A 16,788-nucleotide genomic window follows, 5' to 3' on the forward strand; every position below is an offset into this window, starting at 1 on the left:
ACGATGATGTCGACTGATCCGGCGCTATCGCGAGCAAGCTCGCTCCCACAGAATGCATGGTCCATCAGTGGCTCAACCCGTATTTTTTCACTTTGTCGAACAGCGTGGTCTTGGCCATGCCCAGTTCCTGGCTGGCCTGGGTCAGGTTGCCGCCGCTGCGTTGCAAGGCATCGCTGAGCAGGTTGCGTTCGAACGCTTCCACCGCTTCGGCAAAGGCCAGGCCCTGATTGCCACCGCCGGCACCGGTTTTCTTGAACGCCGGCAGGCCCAGGGCAAAGCGCTCGGCAACGTTGCGCAGTTCACGCACGTTGCCCGGCCAGTCGTGGCTCATCAGGTTCGAAACGGTCTGGTTGTCCAGCTCCGGCACCGCGCGGTCGAAGCGCAGGGACGACTGCTGCAAAAAGTGTTCGAACAGTTGCAGGATGTCCTCACGGCGCTCGCGCAATGGCGGCAGTTCCAGGGTCACCACGTTGAGGCGGTAGTACAGGTCGCTGCGGAATTCACCGGCCTTGCTCGACGCGACGAGGTCGGATTTGGTCGCCGCGATCACCCGGCAATCCACCGCTACGCTCTGGTTCGAACCGAGGCGTTCGAGGGTGCGTTCCTGCAACACCCGCAGCAGTTTGATCTGCAAGGGCAGGGGCATGCTTTCCACTTCGTCGAGGAACAGCGTGCCGCCGTCGGCGTGTTCGATCTTGCCGATCCGCCGTTTGCCCGCGCCGGTAAAGGCGTTGGCTTCGTGGCCGAAGATTTCGCTTTCGAACAGGTTCTCCGGCAGGCCACCGCAGTTCAGCGCGACGAACTGCTTGGTGTGCCGCCGGCTGAAATCATGCAGGCAGCGCGCGACCAACTCCTTGCCGGTGCCGGTCTCGCCTTCGATCAGCACGTTGGCCGAGGTATCGGCGACGTTGGCAATCAGTTCCCGCAGGTTCTGCATGGCCGGCGAGCGTCCGATGATCCGCCCTTCGAGGGAGTCGCGCTCGGCCAGTTGCCGGCGCAGCGACGACACTTCCCGTGCCAGGCTGCGTTGCTCCAGGGCGCGGCGGGCCACGTCCACCAGGCGCTCCGGGGAGAACGGCTTTTCCATGAAGTCGTAGGCGCCTTTCTGCATCGCGCCGACGGCCATGGAGATGTCACCGTGCCCGGTGATCAGCACCACCGGCAGGCTGCGGTCGCGGGCCTTGAGCCGGGTCAGCAATTCCAGGCCGTCGATGCCCGGCAGGCGAATGTCGCTGACGACGATGCCGGCAAAATTGTCGCCGACCTGCTCCAGGGCTTCTTCGGCGCTGCCCACGCCAATGCAGGGAATGTCTTCCAGGGTCAGCGCCTGTTGGCAGCCGAGCAGCACATGGGGGTCGTCTTCGACGATCAATACACTAAGGTCGTTATTCATATTGGCTCGGCGGGAGTGGGGCTTACCAACGGTAAACTGAGGACGAATGTAGTACCACCGCTGGCCGGGTGCTCGACACCCAGATGCCCGCCGGTGGCGGCGGCCAGGCTGGCGGAAAGGGTCAGGCCAAGGCCCAGGCCCTGTTCGCCGGGTTTGGTGGTGAAGAAGGGTTCGAACAGGTGCTTGCGCGCTTCGGCGTCGATGCCATGGCCGTTGTCTCGCACGCGCAGGCGGTATTTGCCATCGAACGCTTCGCCTTCGAGCCACAGTTCGGGTTGCGGCTGCGCTTGCATGGCGTCGAGGGCGTTGCCGATGAGGTTGACCAGAATCTGCTCCAGGCGGGTCTGGTCGATCTGCACCTGCACGGCTTCGAAATGGCGGTGCAATTGCAGAGGGGTGTTTTCCACCCGTGCACCGTGCAATTGCAGGGCCGCGTCCACCGCTTTGCCGAGGCAGGCCTGGCCCTTGTCGTCACCGCGCCGGGCGAACGAGCGCAGGCTGGCGGTAATCCGGCCCATGCGGTCGATCAGTTCGTTGATGGTCTTGAGGTTGGTGCTGGCCACGTCGAGCTGGCCACGTTCGAGGAAGCGCACGGTATTGCCGGACAAGGTGCGCAGCGCCGCCAGCGGCTGGTTCAGTTCGTGGGCGATACTGGTGGACATCTGGCCGATGGCCGCGAGTTTTCCGGCCTGCACCAGTTCATCCTGGGCGCGGCGCAAAGTCTCTTCGGCGAGCCGGCGCTCGCGGATCTGCCCCTTGAGCCGTTCGTTGCTGGCTCGCAGGTCGGTGGTGCGTTCGGTAATCCGACGCTCCAGCTGGTTGTTGGCTTCCTGCAAGGCTTCCCGGGCCGCAAGACGGGTGGCGATCACCTTGCGCCGCTCGTTCCAGGCGATCAACAGAAAGGCACAGAGGGCAAACGCCACGGCCACCAGGATCCCCTGGTTGATCGCTTCGCGACGCAAATCCTGGAGCGGCGTGAGCAGGGTGAAGTTCCACGGCGTATCGCCGAGCGGCCGGGTTTGCGCCAGGTAACTGATGTTTTCATCGTCGGACGCCAGTTCGCTGTTGGCCGGGAACGTGAGTTTTTCCACGCCTTCGGACAGGGTTTCCCGGGCCAGCGGTTGCAGTTCGTTGAGCGGGAACCAGTAGTACTGCAGGCTGCGGGCGAGTTTTTCCTTGGTTTCTTCGCTCAGCGGCACCACCGATTTCAAACGCCGAGCCGGATCGCTGGACAGAATGATGATGCCGTTCTCGTCGCTGACGAAGGCTTCCAGGCGCGCCCGCTGCCAGCGTTCTTCCATGGCTTCCAGGCGTACCTTGACCACCGCGACGCCGATGATCTTGCCGTGTTCTTCCAGTCCATGGGCCAGGTAGTAGCCGGGTTCGCCGTTGGTACTGCCGATGCCGTAGAAGCGCCCGGGCTGACCACGTACGGCGTTCTGGAAATAGGCGCGAAAGGACAGGTCTTCACCCAGGTAACTGTCGACGTCGCGCCAGTTGCTGGTGGCCATGACGCGGCCGGTGGTGTCCATCACGTAGATGGCCCGACTGCGGCTGCGCCGGTTCAGGCCTTCGAGGTAATCGTTGACCGTTTGCCGGTGTTCCGGGGTCGGGTCGGCCAGCAACTGCGAAACGCTGGTTTCGAGCTCCAGCAGGCTGGGCAGGTAGGTGTATTTGCTGATTTCGCTTTCGACGGCACGGGCGTGCAGTTCCAGCTGTCGCTGGCCGTTCTCGCCAAGGCTGCGAATGCCATAGTGCTCACTGACCCAGAAGCCGATATAGCCCAGGCCGATCATCATGGCGATGATCAGCGGTGGCAGGAACAAATGACGAACCAGACGGGGTTTCACGGCGAGTGATGGCATTGCTGCGCGATAAAGATTGGAGTCGCATTTCATCACAGATGCCTTGGGTCAACCACCACACAAATCTGCAAGCCTCCGCCGCCCCCCGTGGGAGCGAGCTTGCTCGCGATGACTTCATCACAGTCAACATTGATGTTGAATGTCAGTCCGCTATCGCGAGCAAGCTCGCTCCCACAGGGGGGCGGTGCGGCTTCTGGCTATTGCCCAGTGCTTTTAGTGCTGCAGAATCTTGTTGAGGAAGTGCTGCGTACGATCCGCACGGGCGTTGATGTCGCCGAAGAACTCCTCTTTCTTGCAGTCTTCGATGATCTTGCCGGCGTCCATGAAGATCACCCGGTCCGCCACTTTACGGGCGAAGCCCATTTCGTGGGTCACGCACATCATGGTCATGCCTTCGTGGGCCAGTTGCACCATCACGTCGAGCACTTCGTTGACCATTTCCGGGTCCAGCGCCGAGGTCGGTTCGTCGAACAGCATGACGATCGGGTCCATCGCCAGCGCACGGGCAATCGCCACGCGCTGTTGCTGGCCACCCGACAGTTGGCCCGGGTGCTTGTGGGCATGGGCCGAGAGACCGACGCGCTCGAGCAGTTGCAGGCCTTTTTTGGTGGCTTCTTCCTTGCTGCGGCCCAGCACCTTGATCTGCGCGATGGTCAGGTTTTCTGTAATGGTCAGGTGCGGGAACAGCTCGAAGTGCTGGAACACCATGCCCACGCGGGAACGCAGTTTCGGCAGGTTGGTCTTCGGGTCGGCGATGGAGGTGCCGTCGACCACGATGTCGCCTTTCTGAAACGGCTCCAGGGCGTTGACGCACTTGATCAGGGTCGATTTGCCGGAACCGGACGGCCCGCACACCACGATCACTTCGCCTTTTTTGACCTCGGTGCTGCAATCAGTCAGTACCTGGAAGTCCCCATACCACTTGTTGATGCTTTTGATAGAGATCATACGGCGAACCTTTTTTGCAGACGCTTGACCAGCCGCGAGGCGGCAAAGCTGATGGTGAAGTACACGAGGCCGGCGAAAACCAGGAACTCATTGGAGCGGCCAATGATGTCGCCACTGGCGCGCGAAGCATTGAGGAAGTCCACCAGGCCGACGGCGTAGACCAGCGAGGTGTCCTGAAACAGGATGATGCTCTGTTGCAGCAACAGTGGGGTCATCTTGCGGAATGCCTGCGGCAGGATGATCAGGCGCATCATCTGGCCATAAGTCATGCCCAGCGCCTGGGCAGCGCCCATCTGGCCCTTGGGAATCGACTGCACACCGGCGCGGACGATTTCGCAGAAGTATGCCGCTTCGAACATCATGAAGGCCACGATGCAGGAGGCGAACGCGCCGATCGGCGTGTCTTCGCCGGTGATCCAGCGCAGCACGAACGGCACCGCCAGGTAGAACCAGGTGATGACCAGCAGCAACGGGATCGAACGGAAATAGTTGACGTAGGCGCCCGCGATGTTCGACAGCACTTTGCTGTGGGACAGACGCATCAATGCCAGGATGGTGCCGAGGATGATCCCGCCGACCACGCCCATGGCCATCAGCTTGAGGGTCATGATCATGCCGTTCCACAGGCCCGGCAGGGACGGGATGATGCCCGAGAAGTCGAATTCCATCATTTACCCCCTACGGAAATCAGGCCCGGTACGGCGACTTTCTTCTCGACCATGCGCATCAGCAGCATCAGGCTCATGTTCAGGGTGAAGTAGATCAGCGTTGCCAGGGTGAAGGCCTCGAACAGGTTGGCGGAAAACTCGGCAGTCTGTTTGGTCTGCGCCAGCAGTTCCATCAGGCCGATCAGCGAGGCCACGGACGTGTTCTTGAATACGTTCAAAAATTCCGAGGTGAGCGGCGGAATGATGATCCGGTAGGCCTGGGGCAGCAGCACGTTCCAGTAGATCTGCGGCAGCTTGAAACCCATGGCGCGGGCCGCGGATTCCTGGCCCTTGGGCAGGGCCTGGATACCGGTGCGCACCTGTTCGCAAACCCGGGCGGTAGTGAACAGGCCCAGGCACACCACGACGCTGAGGAAGGCCGAGGTGGTCGGGTTCAGATCCTGCTTGTACCACTCTTGCAGGTCCGGCGGCAGCAGGTCAGGTACCAGGAAGTACCAGATGAACAGCTGAACCAGTAGCGGCACGTTACGGAAGAGTTCGACGTAGCAGGTGGCGATGCCCGATACGATGCGGTTCGGCACAGTACGCATGACGCCCAGGATCGAGCCCAGTGTCAGGGCGATGATCCAGGCCGCGATGGCGATGCCGATGGTCCAGCCCAAACCGGTCACGTACCAGTCGAAATAGGTCTCGCTGCCCACGCCGGTGGACTTGAAGAACACGCCCCAGTCCCAGTTGTAATTCATTAGGGTCTCCCCTCGGATTCGATCGATGTACAAATACCCGCTTGGGGGAAGCTCCGTTCCCGCCTGTCCTTGAGGGACAGGCACACGCGCCCGGCTCGACAGCCACCGGTTCGAGTGTTTCCAAAAAATGCCAGCAGGGAGTGACCATCTCCTGAAAGGGCATGCGCCCTGTCAGGAGATAAGGTTAGTCAGAAATCAGGATTTCTTGTCGTCAGCCGCTTTATCGGTCGGATTGGCGATCAGGGCCTTGAGCTCGTTGCTCATCGGGAAATTCAGGTTCAGGCCTTTTGGCGGGATTGGCTGCATGAACCATTTTTCGTAGATCTTGTTGATCTCGCCCGATGCGTAGGTGGCCTTGATGGCGTCATCCACAGCCTTTTTGAACGGCTCGTCGCCTTTGCGCACCATGCAACCGTAGATTTCGTAGGACTGCGGAGTACCGGTCACTGCCCAGTCTTTCGCATTCTTGGCCTTGGCTGCTTCACCTGCCAGCAGGGCGTCGTCCATCATGAAAGCCACGGCACGGCCGGTTTCCAGCATCTGGAAGGATTCGCCATGGTCTTTGGCGGAGATGACGTTCATGCCCATCTGCTTGTCGGCGTTCATCGCCTTGAGGATGCGCTCGGAGGTGGTGCCGGCGGTGGTCACGACGTTCTTGCCGGCCAGGTCAGGGAAATCCTTGTACTTGGAGTCTGCCTTGGACAGCAGACGAGTACCGATTTCGAAGATGCCAACGGAGAAGTCAACTTGCTGCTGACGCTCGACGTTGTTGGTGGTGGAGCCGCACTCCAGGTCCACGGTGCCGTTCTGCACCAGCGGGATGCGGGTTTGCGAAGTCACCAGGTTGTACTTGACCTGGAGGTTCGGCATATCGAGGTCTTTTTTCAGCGCTTCGACGACTTTCAGCTGGATGTCGTGGGAGTAGCCGACCGGTTTGCCGGAAGCATCCGCGATGTAGGAGAACGGAATGGAAGCGTCACGATGCCCGAGGGTGATGACGCCGGACTCTTTGATCTTCTTCAGGGTGCCGGTCAGTTCGGCGGCGAAAACTGGCGTGCTGATCAGAGCGGCAGCAATGGCTGCGCCCAGGATGTGGGGAACGATGCGCATCAAATTTTCCTCGACATTGTTTTTTTTATGGAGCCAGTTCATCGGCCCTTTTGTGCTGCAAATCGCCTGAGCGCTACTGAGAGAGGGCGCAAAGGACATTCGTCGAAGAAGTGTAGAGCATGACTCGTGCCAGACCAGTGACAATAGGTCATGTTATTGATTTATAAGGAAATTAAATATTTATGGCGCGAATATTGAGGTTGGATGATCCGGTTAACCGAACTGACCCGCAGGTCGCGTTCGGAAAACCGAATGGTAGTTGGGTGCTACTTGGCTGTCAGGGATATTTGCGCTTGTCCGGGGCGGGCGGGAAGTACTGATACAACCAGGTTTCGCTCAGCGTGCGGTCGTTGGTGCGGATGAACAGGCGCAGCTCGACAGGCTCCACGCTGTCATTGGTCGGGTACCAGTCAAACAGGATGCGGTAGCCCTTGATGTCATCGAGCTTGAGAACGCTGAAATCCTTGACCTCGCCGTTCGAGCAAGTGACCACCGGCTCGATACCGGCGCCTTCGGGCAAACGGTCCAGACCGCCGCCGGTGAAGTCCACGGCAAACCGCCGCGCCCAGACTGGCGGGTAATGCTCGCCCGGCGCCCAGCCTTCGGTGAATCCGCCCATGCCTGAACGGGTCGCATTGACCCGCGCCAGTGGCGTACCGACCGGGGGCAGTGCGCTCCAGTAGAGTTTGTAGCCGTAGTTCAGCGAATCGCCGGCCGCTACCGGTTTCTTCGGGGTCCAGAAGGCGACGATGTTGTCCATGGTTTCGCCGGTGGTCGGAATCTCCAGCAGATCGATCGAGCCTTCGCCCCATGCGGTGGTCGGTTCGACCCACAGGCTCGGGCGGCGGCTGTACCAGTCGACGGTGTCCTGATAACTGGCGAACTCGTGGTCGGTCTGTACCAGGCCGAAGCCCTTCGGGTCGGTATCGGCGAAGGCATTGAATTGCAGGGTCGCCGGGTTATTCAGCGGGCGGCAGATCCACTCGCCGTTGCCGCGCCACATGGCCAGGCGGTCGGAGTCATGGATTTGCGGGTGAATGGTGTCGCACATCCGGCGCTCGTGGGTGCCGCAACTGAACATGCTGGTCATCGGCGCGATGCCCAACTGGTCGATGGCGGTGCGTGCGTTGACGTGGGCATCGATCTCCATCACCACGCGCTCGGCCTGGCAGTCTATATCGAAGCGGTAGGCACCGGTGGCGCTCGGCGAGTCGAGCAGGGCGTAGACCACGAAGCGAGTGCTGTCCTTGTCCGGCGTCTCGAACCAGAACTTGGTGAAGTCGGGGAATTCTTCGCGCTTTTTGGCGTAGGTGTCGATGGCCAGCCCGCGGGCCGACAGGCCGTACTGGCCGGTGGCATCCACCGCACGGAAGTAGCTCGCGCCCAGGAAGGACACCACATCGTGCTTGTCCAGTTCCGGGGCCTTGAACAACTTGAAGCCGGAGAAGCCCAGGTCGCCCTTGAGCTGTGCGGTGTCGACCGTGGTGTTTTCATAGTTGAACAGCGACGGGTGGAAATGCACCTCGCGGGCCATCCGGGTTTTCGGATCGACGCTGTACATGCGCACCGGCTGCTTGAATCCCATGCCGACGTGGAAGAACTGCACGTCCAGCTGACCCTTGAGCTCCTTCCACAACGAATGATTGCCGTCGTAGCGGATCGCATTGAAGTTCTGCGGTGTCATGGTCGCCAGGGTCGGCGGCAACTGTTGCTTGGTGTCCTGGTAGCGATTGCTGGCGAGCTGTTTGGCCTGGAGCTTCAGTGCCTCGAAATCGAACGCGGTGGCTTCGCCATCAGCGGTGCCGCCGCTGGCGGCCCAGGCCTTGGCGGCCAACAGGCCCGTGGCGGACAAACCGGTGTAGGCCGCGATGGCCATGGAGGCTTTGAGCAAGTTCCTGCGGTGCATAAATACAACCTGTCGTGAACAATCCCGCGCCGTTCCTGGCACGTGCTGGATCAGAAATATCGGTTCGGACATGCCTTCGGCCAAACGCAACGGACTTTTATACAGAGGCCGGCTAGCTTAAACCGTTCGATTGCAGAGCAAAATTGATTGATGGCACGGCGCTAGCCCGGCAATGAAACAAGACATGTCGGGAAATAATTCCGACAGTGGTTTCTGATTTAAAGGGCATTTCTGCTTTTTTCGACTAATTACTCTAAAAATCGCTTTTCAGCGCCCGGAATATTTCTATTCTGTGCACATGACCGGTTTATGCCCTTCGGACCGGTGCGGTTCAGTGGGCACCCAGCGGCTGCTGAAAAAGGGATAGGGCGATGCGGTTTTTTGCAGTTTCTTTGACGTCTAGAGAAGGACATCGTCCATGTCGAAAGTACAGAACATCACTGAGTTGTTGGGAATCTTTCCGTGCCTGGCCAGCGGGCGGCGAAGACGCCGGCTCAACAGCGAGGAAATGAAACTGGTGGAACGCTATCGGGAGCTGTCGGAGAGCGACAGGATTGCGATGAGGTATCTGGTGGATGCGATGAGGAGTGTTTCGAGGTTTTGAGCCAGGCTGGTTACCGTGGGAGCCATTTGGCCTTCACGGTGGCCAGGCCGGTTAACCTGCCTGCATCAGCGTCGGCTAGGCCGGCGTCGATTGCTTGCTGTCGGACTGATTGCTGGTCGAGCTTATGGAGATACGCCTCTGCAAACGAGCTATCACATGGAATCATTTCGATGACGTTTCGTTTGATGCTGCGAGTCTCGTTCATGTGGAAATAACTCATTCAGCAGGACAATTAATTGAGAGGACTCAAACCAAAGGGACGGACTGTGAGTCTGTCCCTTTTTGATCAGCCCGATTTATCCCTTCAACGGCAAGTGCCGGCGATTGGGAAGGGTCGCTGCACCTGCATCAACTCAGGCATGTCACGCCACTTGATCCAGGCGTGATGTTGGTAATGCAGCAAGGGCACGGAGATTCCGGCCCAATTCAAGGAACTCAAGCTTGGCCGGTTTTCCACAGGCGCTGATTTGGCGTCGCGCAGCGAGGGTATGACTTCGTTGCTCAACCACTGGCGCAGGTTGCGGTTTTCCGGAACGAAGTGGTGAACCAGCAAGGCGTACATGCCTGATTCGCTGACCATCAGGGCATCGACCGTTTTGCCGTCCTTGCGCAGCCAGATGCTGCGACGTTGGTCGGGGTCGAGTTTCAGGGTGAGCCGTTCATTCAGGGGTTTGCCCATCAGGCGCCCAAGGTCCTGAACACAAAACCAGGCTTGGTTGTGTTGCATGAAAGCGTGGAGGAAGCGGTTGTGGCGGGTGAAGACTTTAGGAATGAAGCAGGAAGGCGTTTCAGTCGGATGTGATGTGTGCTTGTGCATTTCTCGACTCCATGTTGAAGAAAGGAGCCGCCACTAATCCTTCGAAAGATTTGGGTGGCGGACCGTGGGGCGTTCGAAGTCGGAACATTCTCGATCAACATGGAAGCCGAGAGGCCCGCGCCACACGGCCCGCCATAACGCGAAACTGAAAGGCAAAAAAATGCCCCAGCTCATATGGGGGCGCGGATGCGCCATGTTGATATGTTCCGGCTTCGACTCCGGGCCGCTGATTTGGCAGCGACGGAGGAAAGCCTATCGGTCAGGCGTTCGCGGCGCCAAGTCTACTCTGGCGACGCTTGTTGTAGGAATCGGCGCCGGTATTCGAAGGTTCGATCTGTAGGATTTTCCTGTTTTTGCATGAGGTGCTGAGAGTCAGCACCTGAGCCGCAGTTTTTCCTTTATTTATTCGCATCCAGTGAATGAACTGCAGGTTTTCTCCATGCTGATCGAATTTCCGGTTTCCAATTACCGCTCTTTCCGGGACAGGCAAACGTTGTCTAAGGCGGCCGCTCCTTACCTGAGCAAAGCGCGAAATGTGCTCAAGCCTTCGAAGTGCACAGAAAGGCTTCCTGATTTACTGGAGAATGCTGCAATTTACAGGTCTAACTCCTCCGGTAAATCTTCACTGATCCGAGTGCATGAGATAGGCGGGCAGTTTTCTTCAGTTCACTCCACACTTACCTACGATGAGCGGAGGTTGCGGAGTTTTAAGCAAAGTATTACTTTTTTATCGAGGGTAATACTTGAGGGCGGAGTTATGTCGACAACGATGACCAGCAAGGGGCAGGTCACTATTCCGAAGCCAATTCGTGACGCTCTGCATCTGATGCCGGGTTCGGCGGTTGAATTCAGTGTCAACGCCAATGGCGAGGTGGTGCTGCACAGTGGTAACCCCAAAAAAACAGACAAGTCGATTGTTTCAGACCGATTTGAGGCTATGCGGGGCAAGGCCGATATCAAATGGCGTACAGATGAATTGATGGCGTTACTACGGGGTGAGGACTGATGATATTGGTCGACACGAATGTGTTGATCGATGTTCTGGAAGACGACCCTGTCTGGGCTGATTGGTCCATCAAGCAGCTTCGTGCCCAGTCACAGATTCATGAATTGGCTATTAATCCAATTATCTACGCTGAGCTATCCCAGGCGTTCTCAACCTTTGAGGCACTGGATGATGTAATTCACCAGCTCGGTCTCGCAATGTGCGAAGTCCCGCGGCCAGCTTTGTTTTTGGCTGGGAAGGCTTTCATTCGGTATCGGAAAGTAGGTGGCGGTAAAAGTAATGTCTTGGCGGATTTTTTCATCGGGGCACATGCTGCTGTAAAACAGCTGCCATTGCTGACTCGAGATGCCAAACGCTATCGCAGCTATTTTCCTTCGGTTGAATTGATAGTGCCCGTCTGAATTTTTTTGCTCCACGGATCGTTGGGAATAGCCATCCGTGGAGCTCAATTACCGTTGCTTAACCCACTCCCCCCACCGCCCGATACGCCTCATCAATCGCCGCATGGGCACAAGCGCTCAACGCTGCATCCGAGTTGGCGATGCTCACCCGTCCAACAGGTTGCCGGGCCAGGTTCATCAGCTTTTCGCTTTCGTCGGCATCGTCGTACAGGCTGTTGGAGAAGTTTTGCCCCGGCACCACGACGGCACCGGTGCGAATGCCGTTACCGGCTGACTTTCCAGGCATCCCCAGCAGGCGCCATGCCATGGTCATACGGCCTGGCGATCCACATGTAGAGCAGGCCCAGACCAATCACGATGGCGGTACTCAGCACCATCGCGTAGTTGATGTACCACGCGGCATCCGGGGTGCGTGGCCAGGCCATGTTGATGATGGCACCGACACCATAGACCAGCGCGCCGATGTTCACCGCCCAGCCCCAGGCGCCGAGGGTGAATTTGCCGCTCGGTTTCCAGCCCTTCATGCGGGCGTACAGGGCCGCGAGCACGATCATCTGAAACGCCAGGTAGATGCCAATGGCCGCGAAGCTGACGATGGTGGCTACCGCGTCTTGCAGGAAGAAGCCGAGGATGATGATCAGTGCCGGCAGGACGCCGGACACGAACAGTGCGGCAACTGGTACCTGAGTCGTAGGGGAGATCTTCTTCAGCAGTCGGCTGCCGACGACCATTTCATCACGGGCGTAGGAGTACAGCAGACGACTGGCCGCCGCTTGCAGGCTGATCACGCAGGAGATAAAGGAAATCATCACCACGCCCATTACCACTTTCGAACCCACCGGGCCGAACGCGTTGTTGAGAATGGTGGTGACTGGATCCTTGTCGGTACCGTTGATCACCGCCTGCATGTCCGGCACGGCCAGGATCAGCGCCAGGCAGGCGAACATCGCCGCGATGCCGCCGATGTAGATGGTCATGCGCATGGCCACCGGGATCTGCTTGCTCGGGTTCGGGGTTTCTTCGGCCACGTCGCCGCAGGCCTCGAAGCCGTAGTACAGGAACATCCCCGCCAGCGAAGCGGTGAGGAACGCCGGCAGGTACGAGCCGTCGACGCTGATATCGAAGGTGTTGAACAACACGCTGATGGGTTGATGACGCTCGAAAATCAGCAGGTAAACACCGACGATCACCGCGCCGACCAGCTCGCAGAGGAAGCCGAACATGGCGATCCGCGCCAGCACTTTGGTGCCGCTGAGGTTGACCAGGGTGGCGAACAGCGTCAGGAACAGGGCGATGATGATGTTGGTGTTGTTGCTCGGTTCAAAGCCCATCATGGCGGCGAGGTACGGACCGGCACCCACGGCAACCGCCGCGATGGTCACGCACAGGGCGATGGAGTAGATCCAGCCGACCATCCACGCCCAGCGCTTGCCCACCAAGCGACGAGCCCACGGGTATACGCCGCCGGAAATCGGGAACTGCGAAACCACTTCGCCGAAGATCAGGCACACCAGCAACTGCCCGCAACCGACCAGCAAGTAGGCCCAGAACATCGGTGGCCCGCCCGCGGCCAGGCACAGGCCGAACAGGGTATACACCCCGACGACCGGGGACAGGTAGGTGAAGCCCAGGGCGAAGTTTTCCCACAGGCTCATGCTGCGATTGAAGTTGGAGGTGTAACCCAGCTTGCGTAGTTGCTCGGCATCGCTGTCGGCAAGGGCTGCAGAGAGATCGGGTGATGCACTCATGTGTGTTTGCTCCGGAAAATCGGCAGATTTCGGATGTCCGAAACCGTGGCGGGGCCTTGGGGGCGCCGCCCGGATCGGTGGTTATTGTTTTGTCTTCTTTGGGGTGGGGCCTGGTGGTGCTGGTGCCGGTTTCTTCCTTGAGGTTGCGGTGACGCCATCGCGAGCAAGCTCGCTCCGGGCGGCGATCCGACGATGCTTTTTCTAGTGCTTGAACATCACATGCCGCACGACTGTGTAGTCCTCCAATCCGTACATGGACATGTCCTTGCCATACCCGGACAGTTTCTGACCGCCGTGGGGCATTTCACTGACCAGCATGAAGTGCGTGTTGACCCAGGTGCAGCCGTACTGCAAACGGGCGGACAGGCGATGGGCGCGGCCGACGTCGGCGGTCCACACGGAGGACGCCAGGCCGTAGTCCGAATCGTTGGCCCAACCCAGCACTTGCGCTTCGTCGCTGAATTTAGTCACCGAGACGACCGGCCCGAACACTTCACGGCGGACGATTTCGTCGTCCTGTTGCGCATCGGCCAGTACCGTCGGTTCGAAAAAGTAGCCGTTGCCCTCGACCGCCTTGCCACCGGTGATCAACCGAATGTGCGGCTGGGCGATGGCGCGCTCGACGAAACCGGTAACGCGGTCACGGTGTTGCGCGGTGATCAGCGGGCCGAGTTCGGTTGACGGATCATCCTGCAGGCCGTACTTGATGCTGCTGACGGCGACGCCGAGTTTCTCGACGAACTTCTCGTAGATCCCTGCCTGCGCATAGATGCGGCAAGCGGCGGTGCAGTCCTGCCCTGCGTTGTAGAAGCCGAAGGTACGGATGCCTTCCACGGCGGCGTCGATGTCGGCATCGTCGAAGATGATCACCGGGGCTTTGCCGCCCAGTTCCATGTGCATGCGTTTGACGCTGTCGGCAGTGCTGGAAATGATGTTCGAACCGGTGGCGATCGAACCGGTCAACGACACCATGCGCACTTTCGGGTGAGTGACCAGCGGGCTGCCGACGGTAGGACCACGGCCGAACACCAGGTTGAGCACGCCGGCCGGGAAGATGTCCGACGCCAGTTCGGCCAGGCGCAAGGCGGTCAGCGGGGTTTGTTCCGACGGCTTGAGCACCACGGTGTTACCGGCGGCCAGGGCCGGGGCGATTTTCCAGGCGACCATCATCAGCGGGTAGTTCCACGGCGCGATGGAGGCGATCACGCCCACCGGGTCGCGGCGGATCATCGAGGTGTGGCCCGGCAGGTACTCGCCACCGGCCGAACCGCTCATGCAGCGGCTGGCGCCGGCGAAGAAGCGGAACACGTCGGCAATTGCCGGAATCTCGTCGTTCAGCGCGGCGCTGTAAGGCTTGCCGCAATTGTCCGATTCCAGTTTGGCCAGCTCTTCGCCGTGGGCCTCGATGGCATCGGCGAGTTTGAGCAGCAGCAGCGAACGCGCTTTCGGCGGGGTCTGCGACCAGCTGTCGAACGCGGCATCGGCGGCGCGCACGGCGGCATCGACCTGGGCTTCGCTGGCTTCGTTGATTTCCACCAGCACCCGTCCCAGCGCCGGGTTGAATACGGGTTGGGCGGGGCCTTCGCCATTGAGCAGTTGGCCGTTGATCAAGAGTTTGGTTTGCATGGCATTGTCCTCTTCGAAGCAGTTGTTGTTCTTCTGCAGAAACCGGCCCCCTGTGGGAGCGAGCTTGCTCGCGATGGCTGGCGGACATTCAACATTGATGTCGCCTGACACTCAGGCGACATCAATGTTGAATGTCCGCCAGCCATCGCGAGCAAGCTCGCTCCCACAAGGGCCGGTTTCCACATTGGGAATTGAGTTGTCAGTTATTTCCCACCACTCCCCGCAACGCTCTCACCACCGCGCGTCAGGTAATAGGCACCAAGAATCGGCAGCATGGTCACGATCATCACCAGCATCGCCACGACGTTGGTTACCGGCACGTCCCGTGGGCGGCTGAGCTGGTTGAGCAGCCACAGCGGCAGGGTGCGTTCATGGCCAGCGGTGAAGGTAGTGACGATGATTTCGTCGAACGACAGGGCAAACGCCAGCATGCCGCCGGCCAGTAACGCAGAGCCGAGGTTCGGCAGGATGATGTAGCGGAAGGTTTGCCAGCCGTCGGCGCCAAGGTCCATCGAGGCTTCGATCAGGCTATGGGACGTGCGGCGCAAGCGGGCGATGACGTTGTTGTAGACGATCACCACGCAGAAGGTCGCGTGGCCGACGATGATGGTGAACATCCCAGGTTCAATGCCCAGCGTCTTGAAGGTCGCCAGCAGCGCGATCCCGGTGATGATCCCCGGCAGGGCAATCGGCAGGATCAGCATCAGCGAGATGCCTTGCTTGCCGAAGAAGTCCCGGCGGTACAACGCGGCGGATGCCAGTGTGCCGAGGACCATGGCGATCAGGGTGGCAATCGAGGCGATCTGCAACGACAGCTTGATGGCTTCGAGTACGTCCGGCCGCGAGAACGCCACGCTGAGCCACTTGAGGGTGAAGCCCTTGGGCGGAAAGCTGAACGCCGCGTCTTCGGTGTTGAAGGCGTACAGGAAGATGATCAGGATCGGGAAGTGCAGGAACAGCAACCCGCCCCAGGCTGCAATGCGCAGACCTATGGAAGCTTTCTCAGAGTGCATCGAAGGCCCCCAGTCGTTTGACGATGGACAGGTAAATGGCGATCAGTACGATCGGCACCAGGGTGAAGGCGGCCGCCATCGGCATGTTGCCGATAGCACCTTGCTGGGCGTACACCATGCTGCCAACGAAGTAGCCGGGCGGGCCGACCAGTTGCGGCACGATGAAGTCGCCCAGGGTCAGCGAGAAGGTAAAGATCGAACCTGCGGCAATGCCCGGGATCGACAGTGGCAGAATCACTTGCGTGAAGGTCTGGCGCGGCTTGGCACCGAGGTCGGCGGAGGCTTGCAGCAACGATGGCGGCAGGCGTTCCAGCGAGGCCTGGATCGGCAGGATCATGAACGGCAGCCAGATGTAGACGAACACCATGAAGCGCCCCAGGTGCGAGGTCGACAAGGTGCTGCCGCCAACCCCCGGAATGCCCAGCACGAACTGCAGAACCGGTTCCAGCCCCAGGTGCTGCACGAACCACTGCGCCACGCCACCCTTGGCCAGCAGCAGCGTCCAGGCGTACGCCTTGACGATGTAACTGGCCCACATCGGCATCATCACCGCGATGTAGAAAAACGCCTTGGTCTTGCCCGTGGTGTAGCGCGCCATGTAGTAGGCAATCGGGAACGCGACGACGGCGCTGGCCATCGACACGACGACCGCCATGCCCAGGGTGCGCAGGATGATGTCGAAGTTCGACGGCTGGAACAGCGCGGTGAAGTTGGCCAGGGTCAGGTCGGGTGTGACCGCCATGGTGAAGTCATCGAAGGTGTAGAAACCTTGCCACAGCAGCACCAGCAACGAGCCCAGGTAGATCGCGCCGAACCACAGCAGCGGTGGCACCAGCAGCATCGACAGGTACAGGTTTGGCCGGCGATACAGCAGGTTGGAGAACCGGCGCAACGGCGAGCTGCCCGATCGGGTTTGAGAGATAGCCAGGGTGTTCAT

The 16,788-nt window shown here is 59.7% G+C and carries 16 protein-coding genes; 3 read left to right on the forward strand and 13 right to left on the reverse strand.

Annotated elements, in window-relative coordinates; genetic code table 11:
* Nucleotides 1-64: 64 nt before the first annotated feature.
* The 7 genes from aauR to AC1DU9_RS04105 all read right to left on the reverse strand — a co-directional run bounded on the left by aauR (nt 65) and on the right by AC1DU9_RS04105 (nt 8,636).
* Complete coding sequence (aauR, locus tag AC1DU9_RS04075; protein WP_223458263.1) at nt 65-1,393, reverse strand: two-component response regulator AauR; 1,329 nt, start codon at nt 1,391-1,393, stop codon at nt 65-67.
* Entirely contained in the window at nt 1,390-3,291 is a 1,902-nt protein-coding gene (gene aauS / locus AC1DU9_RS04080) for a two-component sensor histidine kinase AauS (RefSeq protein ID WP_223458265.1), read from the reverse strand. Before aauS ends, aauR begins: the two co-directional genes overlap by 4 nt.
* Nucleotides 3,292-3,471: 180 nt before the next feature.
* On the reverse strand, nt 3,472-4,206 hold the full coding sequence (locus tag AC1DU9_RS04085) for an amino acid ABC transporter ATP-binding protein (RefSeq protein ID WP_007985725.1): 735 nt from the start codon (nt 4,204-4,206) through the stop codon (nt 3,472-3,474).
* Nucleotides 4,203-4,874: an amino acid ABC transporter permease gene (locus AC1DU9_RS04090; protein WP_223458267.1), complete on the reverse strand. Its 672-nt coding sequence runs from the start codon at nt 4,872-4,874 to the stop codon at nt 4,203-4,205. Before AC1DU9_RS04090 ends, AC1DU9_RS04085 begins: the two co-directional genes overlap by 4 nt.
* Entirely contained in the window at nt 4,874-5,620 is a 747-nt protein-coding gene (locus tag AC1DU9_RS04095; protein ID WP_223458269.1) for an amino acid ABC transporter permease, read from the reverse strand. The genes AC1DU9_RS04090 and AC1DU9_RS04095 overlap by 1 nt, the downstream gene beginning before the upstream one ends.
* Before the next feature lie 195 nt (nt 5,621-5,815).
* Complete coding sequence (locus AC1DU9_RS04100) at nt 5,816-6,730, reverse strand: glutamate/aspartate ABC transporter substrate-binding protein (RefSeq protein WP_223458271.1); 915 nt, start codon at nt 6,728-6,730, stop codon at nt 5,816-5,818.
* Nucleotides 6,731-7,007: 277 nt separating this feature from the next.
* Entirely contained in the window at nt 7,008-8,636 is a 1,629-nt protein-coding gene (locus AC1DU9_RS04105) for a glucan biosynthesis protein D (protein ID WP_223458273.1), read from the reverse strand.
* A 418-nt stretch (nt 8,637-9,054) separates the two neighbouring features.
* On the opposite strand from AC1DU9_RS04105, the gene AC1DU9_RS04110 reads away from it, so the two are divergent.
* Nucleotides 9,055-9,240, forward strand: a complete 186-nt coding sequence (locus tag AC1DU9_RS04110; protein ID WP_223458275.1) for a hypothetical protein — start codon at nt 9,055-9,057, stop codon at nt 9,238-9,240.
* 304 nt (nt 9,241-9,544) lie between these two features.
* Here AC1DU9_RS04110 and AC1DU9_RS04115 read toward each other — a convergent pair whose 3' ends face one another.
* Nucleotides 9,545-10,057, reverse strand: coding sequence for a BRO-N domain-containing protein (locus tag AC1DU9_RS04115; protein ID WP_223458277.1), 513 nt, complete (start codon nt 10,055-10,057; stop codon nt 9,545-9,547).
* Nucleotides 10,058-10,496: 439 nt separating this feature from the next.
* On the opposite strand from AC1DU9_RS04115, the gene AC1DU9_RS04120 reads away from it, so the two are divergent.
* Entirely contained in the window at nt 10,497-11,063 is a 567-nt protein-coding gene (locus tag AC1DU9_RS04120; protein ID WP_411740696.1) for an AbrB/MazE/SpoVT family DNA-binding domain-containing protein, read from the forward strand.
* Entirely contained in the window at nt 11,063-11,464 is a 402-nt protein-coding gene (locus tag AC1DU9_RS04125) for a type II toxin-antitoxin system VapC family toxin (RefSeq protein WP_223458279.1), read from the forward strand. The genes AC1DU9_RS04120 and AC1DU9_RS04125 overlap by 1 nt, the downstream gene beginning before the upstream one ends.
* 58 nt (nt 11,465-11,522) lie before the next feature.
* On the opposite strand, the gene AC1DU9_RS04130 is transcribed toward AC1DU9_RS04125, so the two are convergent.
* From AC1DU9_RS04130 to AC1DU9_RS04150, 5 genes are all read right to left on the reverse strand, one after another.
* Nucleotides 11,523-11,750, reverse strand: a complete 228-nt coding sequence (locus tag AC1DU9_RS04130) for a hypothetical protein (RefSeq protein WP_411740697.1) — start codon at nt 11,748-11,750, stop codon at nt 11,523-11,525.
* Nucleotides 11,728-13,212: an APC family permease gene (locus tag AC1DU9_RS04135; protein ID WP_223458281.1), complete on the reverse strand. Its 1,485-nt coding sequence runs from the start codon at nt 13,210-13,212 to the stop codon at nt 11,728-11,730. The genes AC1DU9_RS04130 and AC1DU9_RS04135 overlap by 23 nt, the downstream gene beginning before the upstream one ends.
* A gap of 201 nt (nt 13,213-13,413) precedes the next feature.
* Nucleotides 13,414-14,838 carry a gamma-aminobutyraldehyde dehydrogenase gene (locus AC1DU9_RS04140; RefSeq protein ID WP_223458283.1) on the reverse strand — a complete coding sequence of 475 codons (1,425 nt, stop codon included), beginning with the start codon at nt 14,836-14,838 and terminating at the stop codon, nt 13,414-13,416.
* 203 nt (nt 14,839-15,041) lie between these two features.
* Entirely contained in the window at nt 15,042-15,851 is an 810-nt protein-coding gene (locus tag AC1DU9_RS04145) for an ABC transporter permease (protein ID WP_223458285.1), read from the reverse strand.
* Nucleotides 15,841-16,788, reverse strand: coding sequence for an ABC transporter permease (locus AC1DU9_RS04150; RefSeq protein ID WP_223458287.1), 948 nt, complete (start codon nt 16,786-16,788; stop codon nt 15,841-15,843). Before AC1DU9_RS04150 ends, AC1DU9_RS04145 begins: the two co-directional genes overlap by 11 nt.

This window comes from Pseudomonas sp. P4_C1, assembly GCF_056402155.1.